The organism is Enterobacter sp. CRENT-193, from assembly GCF_002787395.1.
GTDB classification, from domain to species: Bacteria; Pseudomonadota; Gammaproteobacteria; order Enterobacterales; family Enterobacteriaceae; genus Enterobacter; species Enterobacter hormaechei_C.
Genome location: NZ_CP024812.1, coordinates 1,673,442 through 1,695,363 on the forward strand (window position 1 = coordinate 1,673,442; position 21,922 = coordinate 1,695,363).

At 53.6% G+C, this 21,922-nt stretch carries 25 protein-coding genes; 13 read left to right on the forward strand and 12 right to left on the reverse strand.

What is annotated here, in order from left to right; translation table 11 throughout:
• Nucleotides 1-230 precede the first annotated feature (230 nt).
• The 4 genes from CU081_RS08285 (at nt 231) to CU081_RS08300 (ending at nt 3,703) form a co-directional block, all read left to right on the forward strand.
• Entirely contained in the window at nt 231-899 is a 669-nt protein-coding gene (locus CU081_RS08285) for an isochorismatase family protein (protein WP_017382881.1), read from the forward strand.
• A 223-nt stretch (nt 900-1,122) separates the two neighbouring features.
• On the forward strand, nt 1,123-2,298 hold the full coding sequence (locus tag CU081_RS08290; protein ID WP_022651805.1) for an OmpP1/FadL family transporter: 1,176 nt from the start codon (nt 1,123-1,125) through the stop codon (nt 2,296-2,298).
• 63 nt (nt 2,299-2,361) lie between these two features.
• Nucleotides 2,362-2,991 carry a winged helix-turn-helix transcriptional regulator gene (locus CU081_RS08295; protein WP_022651804.1) on the forward strand — a complete coding sequence of 210 codons (630 nt, stop codon included), beginning with the start codon at nt 2,362-2,364 and terminating at the stop codon, nt 2,989-2,991.
• A 100-nt stretch (nt 2,992-3,091) separates the two neighbouring features.
• Nucleotides 3,092-3,703, forward strand: a complete 612-nt coding sequence (locus tag CU081_RS08300) for an outer membrane beta-barrel protein (RefSeq protein WP_022651803.1) — start codon at nt 3,092-3,094, stop codon at nt 3,701-3,703.
• Nucleotides 3,704-3,762: 59 nt separating this feature from the next.
• Here the strand turns inward: CU081_RS08300 and CU081_RS08305 are convergent, their stop codons facing one another.
• Nucleotides 3,763-4,161, reverse strand: a complete 399-nt coding sequence (locus CU081_RS08305; protein ID WP_022651802.1) for a hypothetical protein — start codon at nt 4,159-4,161, stop codon at nt 3,763-3,765.
• Between the two features lie 171 nt (nt 4,162-4,332).
• Between CU081_RS08305 and CU081_RS08310 the strand changes: the two genes are divergently transcribed.
• Nucleotides 4,333-6,315 carry an alkyl/aryl-sulfatase gene (locus tag CU081_RS08310; RefSeq protein WP_022651801.1) on the forward strand — a complete coding sequence of 661 codons (1,983 nt, stop codon included), beginning with the start codon at nt 4,333-4,335 and terminating at the stop codon, nt 6,313-6,315.
• A 33-nt stretch (nt 6,316-6,348) separates the two neighbouring features.
• Here CU081_RS08310 and CU081_RS08315 read toward each other — a convergent pair whose 3' ends face one another.
• Together CU081_RS08315 and CU081_RS08320 are read right to left on the reverse strand one after the other, a co-directional pair.
• On the reverse strand, nt 6,349-7,233 hold the full coding sequence (locus tag CU081_RS08315) for an SDR family oxidoreductase (protein WP_022651800.1): 885 nt from the start codon (nt 7,231-7,233) through the stop codon (nt 6,349-6,351).
• A 61-nt stretch (nt 7,234-7,294) separates the two neighbouring features.
• On the reverse strand, nt 7,295-7,684 hold the full coding sequence (locus CU081_RS08320; RefSeq protein WP_058647458.1) for a YdeI family stress tolerance OB fold protein: 390 nt from the start codon (nt 7,682-7,684) through the stop codon (nt 7,295-7,297).
• A gap of 139 nt (nt 7,685-7,823) precedes the next feature.
• Here CU081_RS08320 and CU081_RS08325 point away from each other — a divergent pair, with 139 nt between their 5' ends.
• From CU081_RS08325 to CU081_RS08340, 4 genes are read left to right on the forward strand one after another with little or no spacing between them, the layout of a single operon-like run.
• The gene (locus CU081_RS08325; protein WP_022651799.1) at nt 7,824-8,327 is read left to right on the forward strand and encodes a hypothetical protein; all 504 of its coding nucleotides are present in this window, start codon (nt 7,824-7,826) and stop codon (nt 8,325-8,327) included.
• A gap of 9 nt (nt 8,328-8,336) precedes the next feature.
• Entirely contained in the window at nt 8,337-8,783 is a 447-nt protein-coding gene (locus CU081_RS08330) for a DUF421 domain-containing protein (RefSeq protein ID WP_003862865.1), read from the forward strand.
• Between the two features lie 10 nt (nt 8,784-8,793).
• Nucleotides 8,794-9,312: a 2-oxo-tetronate isomerase gene (locus CU081_RS08335; RefSeq protein ID WP_032645678.1), complete on the forward strand. Its 519-nt coding sequence runs from the start codon at nt 8,794-8,796 to the stop codon at nt 9,310-9,312.
• Between the two features lie 16 nt (nt 9,313-9,328).
• On the forward strand, nt 9,329-10,315 hold the full coding sequence (locus CU081_RS08340) for an SDR family oxidoreductase (protein WP_022651797.1): 987 nt from the start codon (nt 9,329-9,331) through the stop codon (nt 10,313-10,315).
• On the opposite strand, the gene CU081_RS08345 is transcribed toward CU081_RS08340, so the two are convergent.
• The 7 genes from CU081_RS08345 to CU081_RS08375 form a co-directional block, all read right to left on the reverse strand.
• Entirely contained in the window at nt 10,316-11,941 is a 1,626-nt protein-coding gene (locus CU081_RS08345; RefSeq protein WP_022651796.1) for an alpha-amylase family protein, read from the reverse strand.
• Between the two features lie 8 nt (nt 11,942-11,949).
• A complete protein-coding gene (cydB, locus tag CU081_RS08350; protein ID WP_015571779.1) occupies nt 11,950-12,960 on the reverse strand; it encodes a cytochrome d ubiquinol oxidase subunit II in 1,011 nt (336 codons plus the stop codon).
• Nucleotides 12,960-14,363 (reverse strand): cytochrome ubiquinol oxidase subunit I, encoded by a 1,404-nt coding sequence (locus tag CU081_RS08355; protein ID WP_003862857.1) that lies wholly within the window; start codon nt 14,361-14,363, stop codon nt 12,960-12,962. Before CU081_RS08355 ends, cydB begins: the two co-directional genes overlap by 1 nt.
• A gap of 70 nt (nt 14,364-14,433) precedes the next feature.
• Nucleotides 14,434-15,306 (reverse strand): manganese catalase family protein, encoded by an 873-nt coding sequence (locus CU081_RS08360; RefSeq protein WP_003862855.1) that lies wholly within the window; start codon nt 15,304-15,306, stop codon nt 14,434-14,436.
• Between the two features lie 17 nt (nt 15,307-15,323).
• Complete coding sequence (locus CU081_RS08365; protein ID WP_003862853.1) at nt 15,324-15,830, reverse strand: ferritin-like domain-containing protein; 507 nt, start codon at nt 15,828-15,830, stop codon at nt 15,324-15,326.
• A gap of 62 nt (nt 15,831-15,892) precedes the next feature.
• Nucleotides 15,893-16,390 (reverse strand): YciE/YciF ferroxidase family protein, encoded by a 498-nt coding sequence (locus tag CU081_RS08370; protein ID WP_003862851.1) that lies wholly within the window; start codon nt 16,388-16,390, stop codon nt 15,893-15,895.
• A 90-nt stretch (nt 16,391-16,480) separates the two neighbouring features.
• Nucleotides 16,481-16,669, reverse strand: coding sequence for a general stress protein (locus CU081_RS08375; protein WP_022651794.1), 189 nt, complete (start codon nt 16,667-16,669; stop codon nt 16,481-16,483).
• A 453-nt stretch (nt 16,670-17,122) separates the two neighbouring features.
• Between CU081_RS08375 and yjdI the strand changes: the two genes are divergently transcribed.
• Together yjdI and CU081_RS08385 are read left to right on the forward strand one after the other, a co-directional pair.
• On the forward strand, nt 17,123-17,353 hold the full coding sequence (gene yjdI, locus CU081_RS08380; protein ID WP_003862849.1) for a 4Fe-4S mono-cluster protein YjdI: 231 nt from the start codon (nt 17,123-17,125) through the stop codon (nt 17,351-17,353).
• 10 nt (nt 17,354-17,363) lie between these two features.
• On the forward strand, nt 17,364-17,636 hold the full coding sequence (locus CU081_RS08385) for a GNAT family N-acetyltransferase (protein ID WP_003862848.1): 273 nt from the start codon (nt 17,364-17,366) through the stop codon (nt 17,634-17,636).
• Between the two features lie 33 nt (nt 17,637-17,669).
• Here CU081_RS08385 and CU081_RS08390 read toward each other — a convergent pair whose 3' ends face one another.
• On the reverse strand, nt 17,670-18,899 hold the full coding sequence (locus CU081_RS08390) for an amino acid permease (RefSeq protein ID WP_003862847.1): 1,230 nt from the start codon (nt 18,897-18,899) through the stop codon (nt 17,670-17,672).
• Between the two features lie 114 nt (nt 18,900-19,013).
• Entirely contained in the window at nt 19,014-19,478 is a 465-nt protein-coding gene (locus CU081_RS08395) for a multidrug/biocide efflux PACE transporter (RefSeq protein WP_022651793.1), read from the reverse strand.
• A 101-nt stretch (nt 19,479-19,579) separates the two neighbouring features.
• Between CU081_RS08395 and CU081_RS08400 the strand changes: the two genes are divergently transcribed.
• Nucleotides 19,580-20,446 (forward strand): LysR family transcriptional regulator, encoded by an 867-nt coding sequence (locus CU081_RS08400; RefSeq protein WP_003862845.1) that lies wholly within the window; start codon nt 19,580-19,582, stop codon nt 20,444-20,446.
• Nucleotides 20,447-20,538: 92 nt separating this feature from the next.
• The gene (locus CU081_RS08405; RefSeq protein ID WP_003862843.1) at nt 20,539-21,717 is read left to right on the forward strand and encodes an acetyl-CoA C-acetyltransferase; all 1,179 of its coding nucleotides are present in this window, start codon (nt 20,539-20,541) and stop codon (nt 21,715-21,717) included.
• The last annotated feature ends 205 nt before the right edge of the window (nt 21,718-21,922 follow it).

Here is a 21,922-nt window from a genome sequence, read left to right on the forward strand (position 1 = left end):
GGCCGCATAACGGCATTGTAAAGATCTTTTCTCCTCACGAGGGCTTTCCGTCAGCGTCGATGGCTCAGCGTACCGTGCCAGAAATTGTCCTGAAATGATGCGGTATTCAGACCGGATCGAACTACTATTCATTATGATTTATCAATGCATTATACCCTGACCATGTGCATGTAAAATCGCGGAGCCGGGAGAGTTGACGGCAATGTAAAAGAAATCATGAGGAAAGAAATATGGCTGCTACAAACGGTATGATTGATACTGATGACGCTGTAATTTTACTCATCGACCATCAGAGTGGCTTATTCAACACGGTACGTGATGTGCCTGTACCAGACCTTCGTAATTATGTGACAGCGATAGCCAAAGTTGCCACGCTTTTAAATATCCCGGTGATCACCACGGCCTCTGTTCCTGACGGTCCCAATGGCCCGCTCATCCCGGAAATTCACAAATATGCACCCCATGCCGTGTATGTTCCACGCACCGGGCAAATTAATACCTGGGATAATCCGGCGTTTGTGAAGGAAGTGGAAAAGACGGGCAGAAAGACCCTGATTATTGCCGGCACGCTCACCAGCGTCTGCATGGCGTTCCCTGCGGTTAGCGCTGTCCAGGAGGGGTATAAGGTTTACTGTGTTGTGGATGCCTCGGGGAACTGGTCCAAAATCGCGACCGATACCACCATCGCGCGCGTGGCTCAGGCGGGGGCGATCCCTACCGATACGTTTGCCATTGTCGCTGAATTAATGAGAACCTGGAACCGCGAGGAAGGTTCTCGCTTTGCTGAGATCCTGGCAGAGCATGTCTGTCCGGAATATAAGTGCCTGATTGAAAGTTTCGGCAAAGCTCAGGAAATTGCCAGAACGGGCCCGGAAACCAATCTGGAGCATTATAAGTAAGTCCTAATAAACCTGTATAAAAGTTGCTGGATTTTATCGTCCTGTACCTGAGCGTATTACAGGTGCAGGACGTAGCGGCGTCGTATTCCGGACGTCGCTGAATTGTCAGAGATATTAAGAGGGGCTGAACCGCGCATAATTTAAAATTAAACCCTCTTTCTTTTTACGTAATCAATCGCCCCTGTTATATCTGTCGGCAAATTTTTTATTTCCCGGACCACAGATGAAAACACGACTCCTCCTGTGCGCTGGCGTATTAGCTGCCTCCAGTGCCCATGCCAGCGCCCTCTATTTTTATGAAGCCGGCACCGAAGATACCGCGCTTGCCGGAGCAGGGCAGGCGGCTCGTGCGCAGGATGCCTCTACAATTATGACCAACCCGGCTGGCATGACGCGCTTACCGGATCATATGGTCACTGGTGGGTTACAGGTTATGGATGGCTCCATCGACAACCAGCTGGATAACGATGCCCATCAAAGCCCCGGCGATGTGATGAAAACCATCCCGAATGCCAGCGCCTTTTATAGCCAGAAGGTGAACGATAATCTTTATGCCGGGGTCGGGCTTTACGGTAATTACGGGCTGGGGATCGACTATGGCAGCTGGGCGGGCGACAGGCTGATTAAAAAGAGTACCATGGTAGCCATGACGCTCAGCCCCTCGCTGGCCTATAAGCTTAACGACCGTCTTTCGATTGGCGCGTCCGCCAACGTTAACTACGGTTACTTCTCGCTGACTCGCAGCGTTAACGATGATGACTACCAGCGACGCGATGAAGACCTGGCCATGAGCTATCGGCTTGGGCTGCTGATGCAGCTAACTGACCAGACCCGAGCCGGTATTACCTGGAACAGCGAAACGGACTACAGCTTCAATATTGACGGCAACGCGCGTCTACAGAACGGCACCTACGACCTGCCGGTGTCGGCACAGATCAGCGCGCCGCAGCAAATCATGCTCAGTCTGGTGCATGATATTAACCCGCGGTGGTCGGTTATGGGCGATCTCGGCTGGCAGGACTGGAGCCAGTTCGGCGCGCCGCAAATCGTCGTCGGGGACCAGCAGCTGAACAACGTCAGCCGCCTGAAGGACACGTGGCACGGTGCGGTGGGCGTGCAGTATCGTCCAACGCCTCAGTGGCGACTGAATGCCGGTGTGGCGTTCGACAGCTCGCCGTATGAAAGCCAGAGCGATGTGGCCTTGACCTTACCCACCGGCGATGAGTGGCGATTTGGCACGGGGGCCCAGTATCAGATCACCCCGGCCAGCAATATTGGTTTTGCCGTGTCGTATCTTCATATGCAGTCGTCGCATGTGAAATCGCCGGTGGCGTTTGCCGGAAGTTACGACCATCCTTATCTTTGGTTTGCCAGCGTCAACTACAGCTATCAGTTTTGATCGGCTAACCGCTTAAAATATATGGTCTATAATGGCAGATATTGAATGTCAGAAGGTTGTACCATGCATATTTTACCGCCTGTTCGACCCGAAAAATCCATCGAACGACTGACCGCCATCCTTGAGCCGATAGCGGAGAAAGTGCACGTTGTTCCGCGTAAGCGACTCACCTGGTTACGGAAGGGGAAACAGCAGATGTACCTCTTTCTGGAAGGGGAGTTATCCCTGCTGCGGGCTTCGGATGGACTGGTGGTAGTGACCGTTTACGAGCCGCATTTGTTTGGTATTGCAGAGATGATCCAGCCTACGCAGGGGCATCTTCTCCGTGCGGAAAGGGAGTCGAATATTTTACGTCTCGATGCGGACAAGGCGGCTGAGTTGTTTCGCGCCGAGGGCGTCTGGGAGGATGTCGCCGCGCTGCTTTCATACCATACGGCCTATTTAATATTTCGTGATGCACAGGTACTCCAGCAGCGTACCTATTCCGTTATTCGTAATCACCTTCAGGAAATGATTTTGCTCCCGGAAGAGACGCGTCTGCGTACCACGATTCTGGAATATATTCAGGATCGTACGCTGCTCTCTCGCAGCAGTATACTCAATGTATTATCCGCCCTTAAGCAGGGAGAATATATCTCCTTTAAGCGCGGCGGATACCTGCTTGACGTCAGACATTTACCCGAATCATTCTAGCGGAAGTTTAAAATTAAACAGAAATGGAATTAACGCTGCCGTTAATTTTCTATATCGTTTGCTTTCTCAGATTTAACTTTATCAAGTAAACGGTATTTTTATGAAAAAGACAGTTATCGCATTGATTGTGGCTAATGTATTTACCGCCACTTCCGCCTTCGCCGCCGCGGATGCGGGCACCTGGTATAGCGGGGCGAAATTCGGCTGGTCTCACTATTTTGATACCAATATGGGTTCAAAAGCGTTTGAGAGCACGCATTCCGATCACTTCGATTTTGACCATGATAATGTCGGCGGGGGTGTTTATACGGGTTATCAGATTACCCCATGGCTTGCGGTAGAAGGTGGTTATGATTATTTAGGCAACATGCAGATTAAAGGACAGCATGGCGCAGGGGCGCAAATGAAGACGCAGGGCCTGCAACTGTCTCTGAAGGCCAGTTATGCCCTGACCAATGACTGGGATATTTACGGCCGTGCCGGCGCAATGGGCTATCGCGCTGAATCCGATGTAAGTGGTCACAATCGTTTTGAAACAGGTGTGCGCCCGCTTGCAGCCGTGGGTACTGAATACGCCTTCAATAAAAACTGGGCGGGCCGCCTGGAGTATCAGTGGGTAAGCAACGTGGGCAATGTTAACCAGATCGGCGTGAGCAGCGACCTGAGTTCCGTCACCGCAGGGCTTAGCTATCGCTTTGGTCAGTACGACTGATGCCCGTGATATGCCCATTAATAAAAACCCGGCTGCTTAAGTTGCCGGGTTTTTTGTTTTCAGCTGGTGAATAACGGTTCAAGAACGATATGAATATTTTGCAGACCCGTGACATTATTATCTTTCAGATATTGCTGATTAATCATATCTAACTGTTCCAGTTTGGTCAGCGAGGCATAGACGCGTTGAACGGCACTGTCCGCAACAAAAATTTCTTTTGCGGTGGTGTCCTGTAGATACTGTGATTTTACGCTGCGCGTTAGGGTCTCGATCTGCTGTTTATTTTCCTGATAAAGAGACGCGATATGCGATATCTGTACCTGCGGTGGTTTTTCCCCCGGCAACACCAGTGGAATTTGCAGATGATTAATTTTTTCAACATTGTCTGGTTGGGGAGAACTACAGGCTGTTAATGTGCTGAGGGTTAATACAGCGAAAAAGAACGGCAGGCTCTTCATCGAATCACTCCGGGGAAATAACTGGACTCAGCATTATCCCTGAAGGCCGCAGCGACGAAAGAATTAACTTATTTATTTATAAACGTTAATTTCATAGGTTAAAGATAAGCCTGGTGATAGCCTCTTTTCCCCCCATGTACCGCCAGCGTAAATATAACTCCTCGAGGAAGTATGAAATTTAAAACTCTCGTTAGTGCGATGGCCGTTGCTGGTCTGCTATTAGTCTCGTTGACCTCATTGCCTGTCCTGGCACAAAAGGAAGGGAAGGGAGCCACTGCCCATACGAAAGAGATGAATGATGCACTTTATGGTCAACTGCCCTTCTTTGATAAGACCGATTTCCGAAATGCGCACAAAGGCTTTATTGCCTCGCTGCCACCCGCGGTGATTAAAGACGAAAAAGGCGCCGTTATCTGGAACCCCCAGAAATACGCTTTTATCAAAGAAGGGCAAAAAGCGCCGGATACCGTCAACCCGAGCCTGTGGCGTCAGGCGCAGCTGAATAATATTGGCGGTCTGTTTGAGGTCACGGAAGGCGTCTACCAGATCCGCAACCTCGATCTGTCGAATATGACGATTATAGAGGGCAAAGAGGGGATCACGGTTATCGATCCGCTGCTGTCTGCGGAAACGGCTAAAGCGGGCATGGATCTTTACGTTAAGCATCGCGGCAAACGTCCGGTTGTTGCCGTTATTTATACCCATAGCCACGTCGATCATTATGGCGGCGTGCGTGGCGTGGTCGATGAAGCGGGAGTGATGACCGGCAAAGTGAAAGTCTATGCTCCAGCAGGTTTTATGGAAGAGGCGGTATCGGAAAATATCATGGCCGGAAATGCCATGAGCCGCCGTGCCAGTTATATCTACGGAAACCTGTTAAAGGCCAATGTAAAAGGTCAGATAGGAGCGGGTCTGGGGACGACCACCTCAGCGGGGACGGTCACGCTTATCACGCCCACTCACGCCATTACCAAAGACGGGCAGAAAGAGATCATCGACGGTCTCACCTATGATTTTATGCTGGCGCCGGGGTCGGAAGCGCCGTCTGAAATGCTCTGGTATGTGGAAGAGAAAAAACTGATTGAAGCAGCAGAGAACGTCACTCACACCCTGCACAATACTTATTCGCTGCGCGGGTCGAAGATACACGATCCGCTGGCATGGTCAAAATACATCAATAACGCTCTCGATCGTTGGGGGGATAAAGCGGAAATTATTATCGCGCAGCACCACTGGCCCACATGGGGTAATAAGAAAGTGGTGAAGCTGATGAAAAGCCAGCGTGATATCTACCGCTATATCAACGACCAGACGCTCAGACTGGCGAATAAGGGGCTGACGAGGGATGAAATAGCCGCAAATTTCGCCCTGCCTTACGGACTGGCTAAATCCTGGGCAGGCCGTGGCTATTACGGCTCGGTAAGCAACAACGTCAAAGCCACCTATGTCTACTATCTTGGCTGGTTCGACGGCAATCCGGCGACGCTCGATGAACTGCCTCCGGTCGAGGCGGCGAAAAAGTATGTCGATTACATGGGCGGAGCCCGCGCGATCCTTGAAAAAGCCCGTGTCGATTATGCCCGGGGGAATTATCGCTGGGTGGCTCAGGTGGTCAGTAAAGTCGTTTTTGCCGATCCGAATAATAAGGCGGCGCGCGAACTGGAAGCCGATGCGTTTGAACAGCTGGGATACCATGCGGAGTCAGGGCCGTGGCGTAACGCCTACCTCACCGGTGCGCAAGAGTTGCGTAACGGCGTGAAGATAAAGCCGACGCCCAAAACCGCCAGCCCGGATGCGGTCCGTGCCATGTCGACTGAGATGATTTTTGACTACTTCGGCGTTCACCTTAACGGCGTCAGAGCAGCGAATGCCAGAGGTATTTTTAACGTTGATTTAGGCCGCGAGGGCGGCAGGTATAAGCTGGAGCTGGAGAATGGCGTGCTGAACCATAGTGCCAATATCCAGGCAGAAGATCCGGATGCAACCATTACGCTCAGCCGCGAAACGCTGAACAAAATCATCCTTAAGGAAACCACGCTGAAAAAGGCGCAACAGGCAGGAGAGGTGACGATCGTCGGCAACGCCGCGAAGGTAGACGAAATGCTGCGCTGCATGGAGAGCTTCAGTTTCTGGTTTCCTGTCGTCACCCCTTAAAAGTAAAAAAGGCTGCTTTCGCAGCCTTTTTCGTCAAATGACGCCGTCGCCGCCGTCTGAACACCAGACCTGGCCGGAGGTGTATGAACACTCATCCGAGGCCAGAGTGACATACAGCGGTGCGATCTCCACGGGCTGTCCCGGGCGTCCCAGAGGGGTACTCTCGCCAAAATGTTTCACTTTTTCCTGTGGCTGCCCACCGCTGGGCTGAAGCACGGTCCAGTAAGGTCCGGGCGCTACCGCGTTCACGCGGATCCCTTTCGGACCCAGCTGTTTCGCCAGCGCTTTGGTAAACACCGCGAGACAGGCTTTGGTCTGCGCATAGTCAAGCAGTACGGCGCTCGGTTTAACCGCCTGAACGGAGGAGGTGTTAATAATGGATGCAGGGGCTTTCATGTGGCGCAACGCCGCCTTTGTGATCCAGAAAGGCGCATAGACGTTGGTCTTAAAGGTCGCGTCAAAATCTTCCGTAGTCAGTTCTTCCAGCGACTCACGATACTGCTGGCGGCCTGCGTTATTCACCAGGATATCCAGCCCGCCCAGTTTTGAGACGGCCTGCTCCACCAGGTTCTGACAAAAAGTTTCGTCGCGCACATCGCCCGGAAGCGCGACGGCGTTCCGTCCTTCCGCTTTAATCAGGGCGATGACTTCCGCTGCGTCTTCTTCCTCTTCCGGCAAATAGTTAATGGCGACATCTGCCCCTTCGCGGGCATAGGCAATGGCTACCGCGCGTCCGATGCCGGAATCGCCCCCGGTAATTAGCGCCTTCTTACCGGCAAGACGTCCATGCCCTTTGTAGCTCTTCTCGCCGTGGTCGGGTACGGGTTCCATTTCTGAGGACAGGCCCGGCGGCGTCTGGGGTTGCTCCGGGAAAGGTGGCGTTGGGTAAGCGTTCGTACGTTGTTCATTATCACTCATAGCTAACTCCTTGTTAGGGGTGAGATTTGATGGATAGTTACAGCGTTAACGCTTCGCTGAATTATTTTTGCAAGTGGCTGACCCGGACTACGGGTGGGGATGATTTTTTATCGAGCGAGCCGCTAATACTGATCATGTTGTCAGGTTCCACGGTTCTGTCGTCAAATACGGCTTTCGGGATAATAACGTCGATTTTCCCGGTTTTATCCTGGAATACGTATTTATCGCCATTGCCATCAATAAGATTGCCGCGCAGTGAAATAGAGGCGCCATCATGCATCTCTTTCGCCTGAGTAATGGTCATAATGCGCGCATCATCGGTACCACGATAACCGCTGTCCAGCGCATGCGGCGGTGGCGGCGCGTCACCCTTTTGTAACCCGCCGTTATTATCTGCCCAGGCAGTAGGGATAATTAATATTAACAAGGCTGAAATCACTGATGATTTCATCTGATATCCTTCATTTTGGATGTCTTGACTTATTAAGTATTGTTGCTATTTCTTTATGTGGCAAATGTGATAAGTCTTAAAAGCATTTGCACAGAGAAATCAAAAATTTCGGCAATTAAGCGAAACGGTGACGACTGCCATGGAACCAAAAAATGAAAAAGTGCCTGGGATAAAAGAGAGTTATCGTTTACTGACGTTTGAGTACGCATTTCGTCAGGTGGGTTTTATTGTGCTGTTAGCTATTATCGTGGCGGCAATTGCCGGGCTGTTTTCAAGCGGTGTGGTCAGCGACGTGGAGAAAACAAACGATGCAAAATCCCTGGCTCTGAGCTATGAGCGCTTCGGTCGCCGCCAGACCGAATCGCGGATGGCGCTGACGTTTCCGGTGACGTCTGAGGGGAAATATACCCTCAGCCTGACCAGCGAAAGCAGCGACGCGTATGAGCCCGGCAGCGTCTGGCCACAACCGGACAGCATGTACAGCCGGGGGAATACCCTGTTTCTCGTCTACGATCGTTTACAACAGACCGATAAATTTACCGTTCTATTATTCATCACGCCGTCAAAAGCAGGGAAGTGGACAAACAGCATCCGCGTAAACAACGAGCCAGATATCCGTTTCTGGCAGTTTATTTACCCCTAGGAGTCGAATATGGACATGGTTTTTCGTGCCCTGGCAATTTACCTGTTTCTGGTCATTGTGTTTAAAGTTGCCGGGCGGCGCGCCCTGTTACAAATGACCAGTTTTGACCTTATTTTGCTCTTAATTATCAGTGAGGCGACACAGCAGGCGCTGCTTGGCGAAGATTTTTCCATCACCGGTGCGATGATTACAATAACAACGCTGGTGGTGGTGGATATTATATTTGGCCTCCTGAAAAAATATTTTTCCACTGTTGAGAATATTCTTGATGGCACGCCGGTGATATTGGTGGAGAACGGTGTCCCCCTTGCCGATAAACTGAAAAAGGTCGATGTATCCTGTGATGATATATTGGTATCAGCCCGCCAGAATCACGGTATTACAGAATTGAAGAAGATAAAATACGCTATTCTTGAGCGTAATGGTCATATTTCTATTATTCCTGACGAAAATTAAGGGCAACGCGATGAGCAATCTTATTCACGACAGTAACAGCACCATCAGCGAGCTGACGAAAAAGCTCGCCACTCAGCTTACGGACAGAGGTTTGCGGTTAACTACCGCAGAGTCCTGTACCGGCGGCAATCTCGCGGTTGCGCTTTGTGCCGAAGAGAACACGGCGGAATTTTATGACGTTGGCATGGTGGTGTTCAGCGATGCGGCGAAGGAGAGGATCCTCGGCGTGCGGCACGAAACCATTGAGCGCTTCACCGCCGTCAGTGAACAAACGGTGACCGAGATGGCCGCTAAAATTCGCGAAATTGCCGAGGCGGATATTGGCCTTGCCATCAGCGGCTATGCGGGACCGGAAGGCGGAGACGATGGCACCGCAGCCGGTACGGTCTGCTTCGGCTGGAATATTCGCGGACAGATGGAAACCCGCACCGTGCTGTTTTCCGGTGAATGTCAGGATGTGGTGGATAAAGCGGTGCGTTATTCCCTGTCTGAACTGATCGAAATACTCTCCGGTTGGGATAACGTCTGAAACAAGGGGAAAGGCTATGGCTGTCATCGTGATTACCGGCGGTACGGCGGGCGTGGGGAAGGCCACGGCGCTGCACTTTGCCAAAGCGGGCTACGATGTGGGCATCATTGCCCGCGATGAGCAGAGCCTGCGCTCCACAGAAGAGGAGTTGCGCCGTTTCGGGATCAACGCCTGTGCCGTTCAGGCCGACGTGGCGGACAGCAAGGCGGTGACCGATGCTGCTAACGAGATTGAATACCGGCTTGGGGCCATCGATGTGTGGGTGAATAACGCCATGGGCGGGATGCTGGCGCCGTTTCGCACCATGTCGCCTGAGGAGTTTCGCCGCGTCACCGAGGTGACCTATCTGGGCTATGTTAACGGTACCCGCGCCGCGCTGGAGTTAATGACTCCTCGTGACCGGGGGACGATTATTCAGGTTGGCTCCGCGCTGGCCTACCGCTCCATTCCCTTGCAGTCAGCCTACTGTGGGGCGAAGGCCGCGATCCGCGGGTTTACCGACGCCGTGCGCACCGAGCTGATGCATGAAAACAGCCGGGTGCAGATCGCAATGGTACAGATGCCGGGCCTCAATACGCCGCAGTTCGAGTGGGCGAGGAATAAATTTGCCTGGGCGATGCGACCGGTTCCCCCCGTGTTTCAGCCGGAAGTGGCTGCCAGCGCGATTTTCAAGGTAGCGCAAAAACCGGTGCGGGAGCTGTGGGTGGGCAGCAGCACCGTCCAGTCGATTGTCGGGCAATTTCTTTTTCCCGGCTTTCTGGATCGGCTGATGGTTAAAAAGGCCTGGGAAGGGCAGATGACCGATACGCTAAATGCGGATGACCGTCAGGACTATCTGGATCAGCCGGTTAACGATCTGCATAAAATCCACGGGCACTTCACCGACGAAGCAAAAGAGCGCGCCACCACCGTTACCTCCGGCATGCCGGGGAAAGTGCTGCTCGGCTCCCTCGCCGTCACGGGCGCGATCGTGGCGCGTCTTCTGCTCTCGCGGAGACGATAATCAGCGCAGTGCGGTACGATCGGTCCAGAACCAGCGGTAGCCATAGCCGCTGAGGTTAAGCGCGACGGTTTTGCCGCACACCAGCGCGTCGTTGTAGCGTTTGTCCGCCAGGCAGGCGGTCCAGGTCGCATGCCGGATCCCTCTGGCGGTAAAATTAACGGACTTATCGCTAAAGTTAACGAAGGTCAGAATGCTGCGCGTGTCGGTTTCGTAATAGATCCCCAGCACCGCATCGCTGTCGATATTAATAAGACGAAACGGCGCGACGCCGATCTCAGGGAACTCCGAGCGCGTATTGGCGATATCGATAATGCAGTGCAGGAGTGAGTTGCGGTGCAACAGCGAATCCGCCACGTTGATTTTTTGATAGCGGTACGGGCCGCGGTCAATCATCGGGGCGATAAAAGTTTCCGGGTCGGCGTCTGAGAAACCGCCGCCTTGCGATCCGGCCCACTGCATCGGGGTGCGTACGGCGTAACGCTCCTCCAGTTCCAAATCATCTCCCATGCCAATCTCATCCCCGTAGCGCATGACCGGTACGCCCGGCAGCGAAAACAAGACCGCATGGCAAAAGGCCAGCCGCTTACGATCGCCATTAAGCATCGGCGCCAGACGGCGGCGGATACCTCGCTGATACACACTCATTTCTTTGTCAGGGGCAAAGGCATCAATGACGGTCTGCTTCGCTTTTTTTCCTATCCCTTCCAGATCCAGCTCATCATGATTGCGCAGCCAGTTGGCGAAGCAGCAGGAGTCAGGCGGCACAATCATCTTCTTTACCGCGTTGCGCAGCGGTCGTGCGCTTTTCTCCGCAAGGCTGACGTAGAAGTACTTATTGAGCCAGAAATTCAGCACCAGGTTGAGCCGGTCGTTCTGACCAAAATAATCTTTGTAGGCCTCGACCTCCACGTCGACTTCGCCGAGCAGGATCGCATCCGGGTTACGCTGCTCGATAAGACGGCGCAGATGCTCCAGGATCCACAGGCCGCGTTTTTCATCCCCACGTCCGGCCTGTTTTGTCAGGTGCGACGCCGCATCCAGGCGAAAGCCCGACACCCCGAGCTTTAGCCAGAAGATGATGATGTTCTCAACCTCCTTCAGCACCGCAGGGGAGGCCAGATTGAGATCCGGCTCGTGGTGATAAAACATATGCCGATAGTATTGCCCCGCCTCGTCGTCCCATGTCCAGATACTCTTCTCCACGCCGGGGAACATCGGCGGCGTATCGTCGTCGTCCGTGTCGGACCACAGGTAATAGTCACGATAGGGTGACTGAGGGTTGCGGCGGGCCTGTTGAAACCAGGGATGCGCATCCGAGGTATGCTGGATCAGCAGCTCAATAATGACCTGCATTCCCAGCTCCCGCGCCTGTTCAATAAAGGCGATGATATCGTTGAGCTTGCCGAAGCGGGGATCGACCTGCAAATGGTCGCTCACGTCATAGCCTTCATCGAGAAAAGGCGTGAGGTAAAACGGAGTGATCCAGATAATCGTCGCGCCCATCCGGCGGATGTAGCGTAGCTTCGCGGCGATTCCGGCGATGTCGCCACAGCCATCGCCGTTCAGATCGTAAAACAGGGCAGTATCTATCTGGTAAATAATGGCGCGTGTATGCCAGCCTGCCATAGTAATCCTTAGTGATAACCTTCGGTATCAGACACTTTGCCCCGGAAGACGTAATAGCTCCAGGCGGTATAAACCAGGATCACCGGGATGATTAACAGCGTGCCGATCAGCATAAACAGCTGGCTGGCAGGCGGCGCGGCGGCTTCCCACAGGGTGATGTGCGGCGGAATTATGTGTGGCCACAGGCTGATGCCCAGGCCGCTAAAGCCGAGGAAGATCAGGCCCAGCGTTAACAGGAACGGACGGGCATGGCTGTCGGGATTACGCGTCAGCCGCCAGATCCACAGGCTGAATACCGCCACCAGAACCGGAACCGGCAGGAACCAGAAGAAGTTAGGCAGAGTAAACCAGCGCTCGGCGACAAACTGCCAGCCGAGCGGGGTCCAGATACTTACCACCGCAATGACGGCAATCAGCGCCAGCAGAACGTGGCGGGTTAGCTCGCGCATCCGGTTTTGCAGCGCGCCTTCGCTTTTCATGATCAGCCACGTGGTGGCCAGCAGGGTATAGGCGACAATTAAGCCCAGCCCGCAGAACAGGTTAAACGGGGTGAACCAGTCCAGCGAGGAGCCCACAAAGCGACGCCCTTCCACGTCAAAGCCGTTGATCATCGCGCCAACCACGATCCCCTGGCTGAAGGTTGCGAGCAGGGAACCGCCAGCAAAAGAATAGTCCCAGAATTTGCGGTGGGAAGGGGTCGCCTTAAAGCGAAACTCAAATGCCACGCCGCGGAAAATAAGCCCGATCAGCATGGCCGTCAGCGGGATGGTCAGGGCATCGATTATTACCGCGTAGGCCAGCGGAAACGCGCCGAACAACCCTGCGCCGCCGAGAACCAGCCAGGTTTCATTTCCGTCCCAGACCGGGGCGACGCTGTTCACCATCACGTCGCGCTCTTTGGCATCACCCACAAAGCTGAACAGCATGCCGATACCGAGATCGAAACCGTCCATGATGATGTACATCAGCGTGGCGAAGACAATAATGGCAAACCAGATGACCGGGATATCGACGCCCATCAGATCTTCTCCTCTTCCGGAACAGACTCGGCGGCGGACAGCGGACGGGCAGGGGTACCCGATGTATTAGACGTTAGCGTGCCCACAGGCTGCGGACCTTTTTTAATCAACCGGGCGAGATACACATATCCCACGCCAAATACCGAACAGTAGACCACGATAAAGGCCAGCAGGCTGATGCTCATCTGCAACGTGCTGTGCAGAGACACCGCATCTATCGTGCGCAGATAGCCGTAAACGACCCACGGCTGGCGGCCCACTTCGGTGGTGACCCACCCGGCGAGCAGCGCGAGTAATCCGGCAGGCCCCATACAGAGGGCAAACCAGTGGAATGGCCGTGAGTGATAGAGTCGACGGCGATAGCGCAGCCAGACGCTCAGTACGCCAAGGGTAATCATCAGCAGCCCCATGCCGACCATAATGCGGAAGGACCAGAAGACGATGAGCGAGTTAGGGCGGTCCTCTTTCGGGAAATCCTTCAGCGCCGGGACCTGTTTATCCAGGCTGTGCGTCAGGATCAGGCTGCCGAGCGCGGGAATTTCAAGCCCGTATTTGGTGCGTTCCTCTTCCATATCCGGTACGCCAAACAACAGCAGCGGGGTGGCCTCGCCGGGCGGGTTTTCCCAGTGGCCTTCAATCGCGGCGATTTTGGCAGGCTGGTGCTCAAGCGTATTCAGCCCGTGCATATCCCCAACCACGGCCTGAATGGGCGCGACCAGCAGCGCCATCCACATGGCCATGGAGAACATCTTGCGGATCGCGGGCGTATCGTTACCGCGCAGCAGATGCCATGCCCCGGACGCGCCCACAAACAAGGCGCTGCACAGGAAGGCGGCGATGGACATATGGATCAGGCGGTAAGGGAATGAGGGGTTAAAGATAATGGCCAGCCAGTCTTCGGGAATGACCTGACCGTTCTGAATACTGAAGCCCTGCGGGGTGTGCATCCAGCTGTTAGAGGCGAGGATCCAGAAGGTGGACATCAGCGTGCCCAGCGCCACCATGCAGGTGGCAAAGAAGTGCAGGCCGGGGCCGACCTTGTTCCAGCCGAACAGCATCACACCCAGGAATCCGGCTTCGAGGAAGAAGGCGGTTAAGACTTCATAGGTGAGCAAAGGGCCGGTTATGCTGCCCGCGAACTGGGAAAAGCCGCTCCAGTTAGTCCCAAACTGGTAAGCCATCACCAGCCCGGAAACCACGCCCATACCAAAGTTGACGGCGAAAATTTTTAGCCAGAAATGGTATAGCGAGCGCCAGACATCATTTTTTGTGCGAAGCCACATGCCTTCGAGAACCACCAGATAGCTCGCAAGCCCGATGGTGATCGCCGGGAAGAGAATATGAAAAGAGACGGTAAAGGCGAACTGTATCCTGGCCAGATGAAACGCATCAAGCTCGAACATGCTCCGTACCTCTGGAACTGATAGCGCACAAGGCATTGCCAGACAGCCTCAGGCTGCCTGGCAAAACCGGTTACGGTTTTTTCTTACCTGCGCCAAGCTCGGCACCGGTAAGCGGATCGGCGTTAGGGTCGGATTTCGTACGTGCGCACATCGCTTTGACCAGCGTGGCCTGCTCTGTCGTGAGCGTTACGCTTGCGCCGCCGTCACCGCCATCGACCGCGGGCTGAGGAGATTCCACGTACTCGAAGTGCTTATCGCTGTTCCAGCTACCGCGAACTTCTCCCCCCTCAGACATATTGTAGTACTTATTAGTGTACTCTTCGATTGGCGGCAATTTACCCGGTGGGAAATTGTTACGGATCGACTGGAGCGCCTTCTCAAATGAGAGCTGGTGTGCTGCCTCACGCGTCATTAAAAACGCCAGCGCATCTTTAACACCCGGATCGTCCGTTACGTTGATAAGCCGTTCGTAGATAATTTTGGCGCGCGCCTCGGCCGCAATGTTAGAGCGCAGATCGGCGGTGGGCTCGCCAATAGTATCCACATACGCCGCCGTCCATGGTACGCCCCCGGAGTTGGTCAGTGGAGTACCACCGCCGTAGAGCAGGGAGGTGATATGACTGTCGTTGCCGTTCTCGGTCATGGAGCGGTACAATTCCGCTTCATTTTCAACGCCTTCCGCCAGTTCACCTTTCGCACCCTTATTCAGCATACCCACCAGGGTGCCGATAATTTCCAGGTGACTTAATTCCTCGGTCGCGATATCCATCAGCATATCTTTACGACCGGGATCGTCGTCGCTCAATCCTTGCGTAAAGTAACGACATGCCGCGGCAAGTTCGCCCTGTGGCCCGCCAAACTGCTCAAGCAGAAGATTGGCCAGGCCCGGATTCGGTTCGGCTACGCGTACCGTGTATTGCAGCTGTTTTACGTGTCGAAACATAGTTTCTCCCTCTTTCGTTATTTTTTCGCTTCAACACCGTCCGCATCGGAGCGCAGCAGGAACTGTTCCGTCGTCTGTGGAATATGCTGGAGCAGCCAGTCAGCCATCTGGCGCTCTTCTTCCAGAATGGACTCAATGGCAGGAATGGAGGCGGTATCGCCCGCTTGTTTGGCCGCAGCCAGCAGAGAGGTGTAGCAGGCAATTTCAAACTGCTCAAAAACGTAGCCGCTGATGGAGCCTTTAACAATTTCGTCGGAAGGGAACATGCCGCCAATGGACTGGCCGAGCGCCGCCATTTTGCTCATGGAATCTTTTATGACCGAACGGGAAATATCATTGCGGTCGAGAATTTCTTCCAGCACGGTAATTTGGTGTTTAGTCTCATTAACGTGTTGTTCAATTCGTGCACGTAAGTCGGGATAATTATCAATACGGCTGGCCATAGATTCCAGCATGGATTCGGCTTGCTTTTCCATCGCATGGGCATCGCGTAGCCAATCATGGTAGTGTTCTACATGATTCATAATTAACTCCTGTGATTTATTATCTGGTTAATTTTTGTTGCTGATGCTCATCAAATTAATATTTATCCTTTCTGGGCTTTTTGATTAATATTGCCGACAGCCAGATCGGTTAATTTGAGATCGGTTTCTTTTTCTTCTTCCAGCGTTTCGGCAAGAAGTTTAACGGCTTTTTTATAGCCTAATTGTTCAGCCAGGGTGGCCAGGGTGCCGTAGCTGGCAATCTCGTAATGCTCGACTTTTTGTGCTGCGGCAATTAATGCAGCGTCACGCACTTCATTTTTCTCAGTGCTCTCAATAACTTCGTTGGCTTCTTCAATTAAGCCTTCCATCGCAACGCATTTCATGCGCTTCAGTTTGAGGCCGGATTCCTGCTCAATAATCTGATCGATACGCTCGATTTGTCCCTGAGTCTCTTCGAGGTGGGCCGTGAACGCGGCACTCAACTTCTCGCTGGATGCGGCGCGAGCTAACTTGCTTAGAGCGCGGGTCAGCTGCTTCTCAGCGCTGTAGGTGTCGGATAACAGGTGAATAAATACATCTTCAACAGTTTTCATATTCATATTTTCGCTCCAGTGAAATAAAGGGAAGGTACTGCGAGCCGACGGGCCCGCAGCATGCTCTCGGTATATTTATAAGAGCTTTAAATAAGATCAGGAGTTATCAGATTTACGGCCTCCGCCGTGACTGTTCTGGCCCCCTTTCTTACCCGCTTCAGATGCGCGTTGCGGATCGTTTTTGAAATTACCGCCGCTGTGCTGGCCGCCTTTACGTCCAGCTTCTGATGCCTTTTCACGGTCTTCAGCGAAATTACCGGAACCACCACGATGTTGCTCTGCCATATATCAACCCTCATGTTGCGTTTATGTCAGGAGATACGATAAGTAATTCGTATCAGTTGTCGTTCAGGAATTAACATTAGTCGTTATGTGAGAAGAGTCAAATTTCATGTCTGGGTTGTTTTGCGGTAATTTTGCAGGTGTTCAGGAAATACCGCTTCGTTACGAACTTTAAAAACGGACGGTAAATCCACTGGTTAGGGAGAAATAAATCTGGATGTTGGGAGTTCGCTTAGCTAATAATCCTAATGTGAACGTGGCGTGAATTATTACAAGAGTTGACACAACGCAAAAATATATCGTCGCAACGGGTGCTTCTGTATTCGGAATAATCTTAAGTGCCTGGCGAAATAACGTGTTGAAAAGAAGGTGGCCAAACCTCGTTTTTGACGTGGTCAGGCGGATCGGCTGAGGGTATGCTTCTTTTGTCACCACAATAATTACAGAGGCAATATCATGGATCAGGAGCTACTGGATGCGGGGTACCGGGCCTACACCGGTGAGAAAATTGATGTTTACTTCAACACCGGGATCTGCAAACACTCGGGCAACTGCGTGCGCGGCAGCGCGGCGCTGTTCGACCTGAAGCGTAAACCATGGATCGCGCCGGATGAAGTAGATGCAGAAACGGTTGTGCGCGTAATTGATACCTGCCCGAGCGGTGCGCTGAAGTACCGCCAAAAATAAGTGAGGAACCATGGAAATTCTTGAAGGCCATAACAAGTTTTACGTCAACGACGCCGAAGGCAATCAGGTAGCGGAGATTGTCTTTGTCCCGACCGGCGAGCATCTGAGCATCATTGAGCACACCGATGTTGATCCAAGCCTGAAAGGGCAGGGTGTGGGTAAGCAGCTGGTGGCGAAGGTGGTAGAGAAGATGCGCGGGGAGAACCGTAAAATTATCCCGCTGTGTCCGTTTGCGAAGCATGAGTTTGATAATACGCGGGAGTATGACGATATTCGGGCGTAAAACAGATGCCCGGCATTGCGCCGGGCAGCACACTCAACCGACAAACATCACCGACACACACAGCACACCCACAATCAGCGTCAGCAGGTTACCGATGGAGCGGTACGGTTTTAACGACGGGATCAGGTACGTCGACAGCGTCGGCATGATGAACAGGATCATGGCGATAAGCGGACCGCTGATGGCGTAAATCATCGAGATCGCATTCGGGTTGATGCAGCAGACCGCAAAGGTAATCAGCGACACGCCGAGAATCGAAACCGCGCGGTTAAAGGCGCGACTTTTTTTCACACCCACCTGATTCAGAGACGATTTCACAATTTCCGTTGCCCCTTCAATCACGCCAAAATAGGTGCCGAGGAACGATTTCGACATCGCTATAATTGCCACGATAATGCCGGAAATGCCCAGCCATGCCGGGGACGAAGGCATCATCGACAGCGCGGACAGGATCGTCACCCCTTCCTCTTTTGCCGCCACGATATACGACGGTGGAATCGAAAGCAGGCAGCTGAACACAAAGAACAGCACGCTGAGGCAGATGATCAGATACGCCACTTTCATGATTTTTTTGCATTTACCCATCGCCTCTTCACCGTATTTCTCGCGACGGTCCACGGCGAAAGTCGAGATGATCGGAGTATGGCTAAAAGCGAAAACCATCACCGGGATCGAAATCCACACCTGGTGCAACGTATGCTGGTCGAAGGCCATCTGGCTCGTCAGAAGCGACGGCTGCCAGCTGCCCGTCAGATACAGCGAGACAAACAGGAAATAGGCGATCAGCGGAAAAACAAGGAAACCCATCACCTTAATGGTGATGTGCCGCCCCATCAGGAAGATCAGATTCAGAATCAGCACCACGCCAAAACTCACCAGCATCCGCATGCCGGTATCCACCGTCATCCGTTTCGCCAGCTGTTCAGTGAGTGAGTTAGTTATCGCCACCGCGTAAATCAGAACCACCACAAAGAAAGCCACAAAATAGAGCGTGGTAATGAGGTTGCCGATCTTTTTGCCGTAGTAATGGGAAACGGCACCAGTGATCCCTTCGTTGCCTTTCGTCTTCGACGACAGAATAAATTGCGCCAGCGCTTTATGCGGCCAGTAGGTTAAGGGATACGCCACAAGGGCGGTGATCAGCAGGACAATCGCGCCAGCAGAGCCGAGCTGAATGGGCAAGAACAGGGTTCCTGCGCCCACGGCAGTGCCGTAGAGGGCGAAACTCCAGAGAGTCTCTTCTTTTGACCAAATTTTCGACATTAGAGCAACGTATCAACTATAAAACGAACAAAAAGGAGTGCAATTTACCATAATTATGCGTTGAGGTCGCCGTTGCTTCGCAGGGGGGGCCGGAGCAGGTCTCCGGCCGGAAGGTTATTCGCTTGCCAGGGCGCGTCGTTGCTGGCGGCGCTTGATGATTTTCTCCCGCAGGGTGTCGTACGCCCAGTTGTAGAGCATGGTGTACGGCAGGAAGAACAGGAAGAAACCAATTTCCAGCGTAAAGGCCTGGAGCAGCGTCACGCCCAGCACGGCGGCAACGATGGTTACGCCAATCACAATAAAACCGCATTCAAAACCCAGCGCATGCAGGGCGCGCACTTTCGCCGTGCGCTTCACCCGCTGGACGGGCCAGAAACGGTCGAAGCCAAAGTTATAGATAATGTTCCAGAGCATTGCCGTGGTCGCCAGAATTATGGTGAGACCCCCCATTTCAACCACCGAGCGCTGCATTAGCCACGCGGCCGTCGGGGCGAGGATCGCCGTAGCAATGCCTTCAAAACAGACGGCATGGAAGATCCGCTCCGGCAATTTACGTTGGAGTGCATCCTGATGTTGCATATTTACCTCATATTGACGCCAGTATGGGCGTTGATGCGGTCTATTCTTATCGTTTAAGGTGATATATAAAAGATGGTATCCATCGATAAAGTAGATACATCATGCGTTATTCTCCCGAAGCACTGACCGCGTTTGTTGAAACTGTCGCCGCAGGTTCGTTTTCTGCTGCGGCACGGCGGCTGCGTAAAAGCCAGTCCACCATCAGCACCTCCATCGCCAACCTTGAAGCTGACCTTGGCTTTGAGCTGTTCGATCGCTCGGCGCGTCACCCGGTGTTGACCGCCCAGGGTGAACAGGTGCTGGGCTATGTCCAGTCGATACTCGCCGCCAGCGCGCGCCTGGATGAGCTGGCCGTATCCTTAACGGCGCAAACGGAGGCGCGTTTTACCTTTGTTCTCTCCGATACGCTTAACCCGGCCGTGCTGGAACAGATGATGAGCCAGTTCGACCAGCGTTTTCCGCACACGGAATTTGAGTGCCTGATTGGGGAAGAGGAGGACGTGATCGATCTGCTGCAAAAGGAGCGGGCGCAAATTGGCCTGACGGAAGCGCGCGACAGCTACCCGACCGATATTGGCGCGACCCGTCTGCCTATGCAGACAAGGATGGCTATTTACGTTTCTGCCGGACATCCTCTGGCAGGGCAACATGAGACGCAGGCGGACGAGCTGCATGGCTGGCGCGAGCTGCGGCTGAGTACCTATCTTGAACGGGAAGCGCCCCTTGCGCGCGGGCCGGTCTGGTCTGCGCCGAATTACCTGTTACTGCTGAGTATGGCGGTACAGGGCTTTGGCTGGTGCGCGTTACCCTGCGCGCTGGTCGACGAATTTGCCGCGTCGAAATCGCTGGTGCAGCTGAACGTGCCGGGCTGGCCGAGGTCGATTGCCATCGATCTGGTATGGAACAAACGAACCCCGCCCGGCGTCGCCGGAAGCTGGCTGCGCCAGTACTTGCAGGACGCACGATAATCCTGTGACTAAACTCACTAATTTTAAACATTTGCGTCAATTGTTGATAACAATCCTCTACTATCGTCATGTCATTTTGCACAGAGGTCGTGATGAAAGATGTCGTTATAGTGGGTGCGTTACGTACGGCTATCGGCTGTTTTCAGGGAGCGCTTGCGCGTCACTCTGCGGTTGATCTCGGCAGCGTGGTGGTAAGAGCGCTGGTGGAACGCAGCGGGATTGCCGCACATGAAATTGATGAGGTGATCCTTGGCCAGGTGCTGACCGCTGGCGCGGGACAAAACCCTGCGCGCCAGGCAGCGCTGAAGGGCGGCCTGCCCAATACAGTTTCGGCAATTACCATCAACGACGTCTGTGGTTCAGGTTTGAAAGCGCTCCATCTTGCGACGCAGGCCATCCAGTGCGGTGAAGCGGACGTGGTTATTGCCGGCGGGCAGGAGAATATGAGCCGCGCCCCGCACGTCCTGACCGACAGCCGGACCGGCGCGCAGCTCGGGAACAGTCAGCTGCTTGACAGTCTGGTTCACGACGGGCTGTGGGACGCCTTCAACGACTACCATATGGGCGTAACGGCGGAAAACCTGGCGCGGGAATACGGTATCAGCCGCGAGCTTCAGGATGCATATGCCCTCAGCTCACAACAAAAAGCGCGTGCAGCGATCGACTCCGGGCGTTTTCGCGATGAAATTGTCCCGGTCAGTACCCAGCGCCAGAACGGCGAAGCGCTCATCGTCGATACCGACGAGCAGCCGCGCACCGATGCCAGCGCAGAAGGGCTGGCAAAACTCGATCCGGCCTTTGAAACGCTCGGTTCTGTAACGGCAGGCAACGCCTCATCCATTAACGACGGTGCGGCGGCGGTGATGATGATGAGTGAAAGCAAAGCCCAGGAGCTGGCGCTGCCGGTGCTGGCGCGCATCAAAGCGTTTGCCAGCGTGGGTGTTGATCCTGCGTTAATGGGGATCGCCCCGGTCTATGCCACGCGCCGCTGCCTGGAGCGGGCGGGCTGGGAGCTGAGCGATGTGGATCTGATTGAGGTCAACGAAGCCTTTGCTGCACAGGCGATCTCGGTCGGGAAAATGCTGGAATGGGATCCGCTGCGGGTCAACGTCAACGGCGGTGCAATTGCGCTGGGTCATCCCATTGGCGCCTCCGGCTGCCGCATTCTGGTGTCGCTGGTCCACGAAATGAAAAAGCGTAACGCCCGAAAAGGGATCGCAACGCTCTGTATTGGCGGAGGGCAGGGGGTGGCCCTGGCTATCGAACGGTAGTTTCCCCTCTCTGTGCACAGAAAACCTCCCACGGGAGGTTTTTTTGTGTCCGCAGAATCCTTTTTTAACACTTCTGCGTTCTTTCTGAAGCCCGCAATAATTATTGCGCGGTTAATTATTTGCTTTGTGAAGTGCTTAATGTGATCTTCCCCCTGAAATTTACGGTTAATGCCCTTTTATTGTTGATGGGGTTCACGTCGATCTT

Coding starts and splice junctions, on each gene's coding strand:
- CU081_RS08355 (WP_003862857.1), bottom strand. CDS start 14,363: ATGTTCGAGCTTGATGCGTTTCATCTGGCCAGGATACAGTTCGCCTTT.
- CU081_RS08290 (WP_022651805.1), top strand. CDS start 1,123: ATGAAAACACGACTCCTCCTGTGCGCTGGCGTATTAGCTGCCTCCAGT.
- CU081_RS08315 (WP_022651800.1), bottom strand. CDS start 7,233: ATGAGTGATAATGAACAACGTACGAACGCTTACCCAACGCCACCTTTC.
- CU081_RS08385 (WP_003862848.1), top strand. CDS start 17,364: ATGGAAATTCTTGAAGGCCATAACAAGTTTTACGTCAACGACGCCGAA.
- CU081_RS08340 (WP_022651797.1), top strand. CDS start 9,329: ATGGCTGTCATCGTGATTACCGGCGGTACGGCGGGCGTGGGGAAGGCC.
- CU081_RS08360 (WP_003862855.1), bottom strand. CDS start 15,306: ATGTTTCGACACGTAAAACAGCTGCAATACACGGTACGCGTAGCCGAA.
- CU081_RS08330 (WP_003862865.1), top strand. CDS start 8,337: ATGGACATGGTTTTTCGTGCCCTGGCAATTTACCTGTTTCTGGTCATT.
- CU081_RS08300 (WP_022651803.1), top strand. CDS start 3,092: ATGAAAAAGACAGTTATCGCATTGATTGTGGCTAATGTATTTACCGCC.
- cydB (WP_015571779.1), bottom strand. CDS start 12,960: ATGGGCGTCGATATCCCGGTCATCTGGTTTGCCATTATTGTCTTCGCC.
- CU081_RS08400 (WP_003862845.1), top strand. CDS start 19,580: ATGCGTTATTCTCCCGAAGCACTGACCGCGTTTGTTGAAACTGTCGCC.
- CU081_RS08310 (WP_022651801.1), top strand. CDS start 4,333: ATGAAATTTAAAACTCTCGTTAGTGCGATGGCCGTTGCTGGTCTGCTA.
- yjdI (WP_003862849.1), top strand. CDS start 17,123: ATGGATCAGGAGCTACTGGATGCGGGGTACCGGGCCTACACCGGTGAG.
- CU081_RS08335 (WP_032645678.1), top strand. CDS start 8,794: ATGAGCAATCTTATTCACGACAGTAACAGCACCATCAGCGAGCTGACG.
- CU081_RS08365 (WP_003862853.1), bottom strand. CDS start 15,830: ATGAATCATGTAGAACACTACCATGATTGGCTACGCGATGCCCATGCG.
- CU081_RS08320 (WP_058647458.1), bottom strand. CDS start 7,684: ATGAAATCATCAGTGATTTCAGCCTTGTTAATATTAATTATCCCTACT.
- CU081_RS08370 (WP_003862851.1), bottom strand. CDS start 16,390: ATGAATATGAAAACTGTTGAAGATGTATTTATTCACCTGTTATCCGAC.
- CU081_RS08285 (WP_017382881.1), top strand. CDS start 231: ATGGCTGCTACAAACGGTATGATTGATACTGATGACGCTGTAATTTTA.
- CU081_RS08345 (WP_022651796.1), bottom strand. CDS start 11,941: ATGGCAGGCTGGCATACACGCGCCATTATTTACCAGATAGATACTGCC.
- CU081_RS08405 (WP_003862843.1), top strand. CDS start 20,539: ATGAAAGATGTCGTTATAGTGGGTGCGTTACGTACGGCTATCGGCTGT.
- CU081_RS08375 (WP_022651794.1), bottom strand. CDS start 16,669: ATGGCAGAGCAACATCGTGGTGGTTCCGGTAATTTCGCTGAAGACCGT.
- CU081_RS08395 (WP_022651793.1), bottom strand. CDS start 19,478: ATGCAACATCAGGATGCACTCCAACGTAAATTGCCGGAGCGGATCTTC.
- CU081_RS08305 (WP_022651802.1), bottom strand. CDS start 4,161: ATGAAGAGCCTGCCGTTCTTTTTCGCTGTATTAACCCTCAGCACATTA.
- CU081_RS08325 (WP_022651799.1), top strand. CDS start 7,824: ATGGAACCAAAAAATGAAAAAGTGCCTGGGATAAAAGAGAGTTATCGT.
- CU081_RS08295 (WP_022651804.1), top strand. CDS start 2,362: ATGCATATTTTACCGCCTGTTCGACCCGAAAAATCCATCGAACGACTG.
- CU081_RS08390 (WP_003862847.1), bottom strand. CDS start 18,899: ATGTCGAAAATTTGGTCAAAAGAAGAGACTCTCTGGAGTTTCGCCCTC.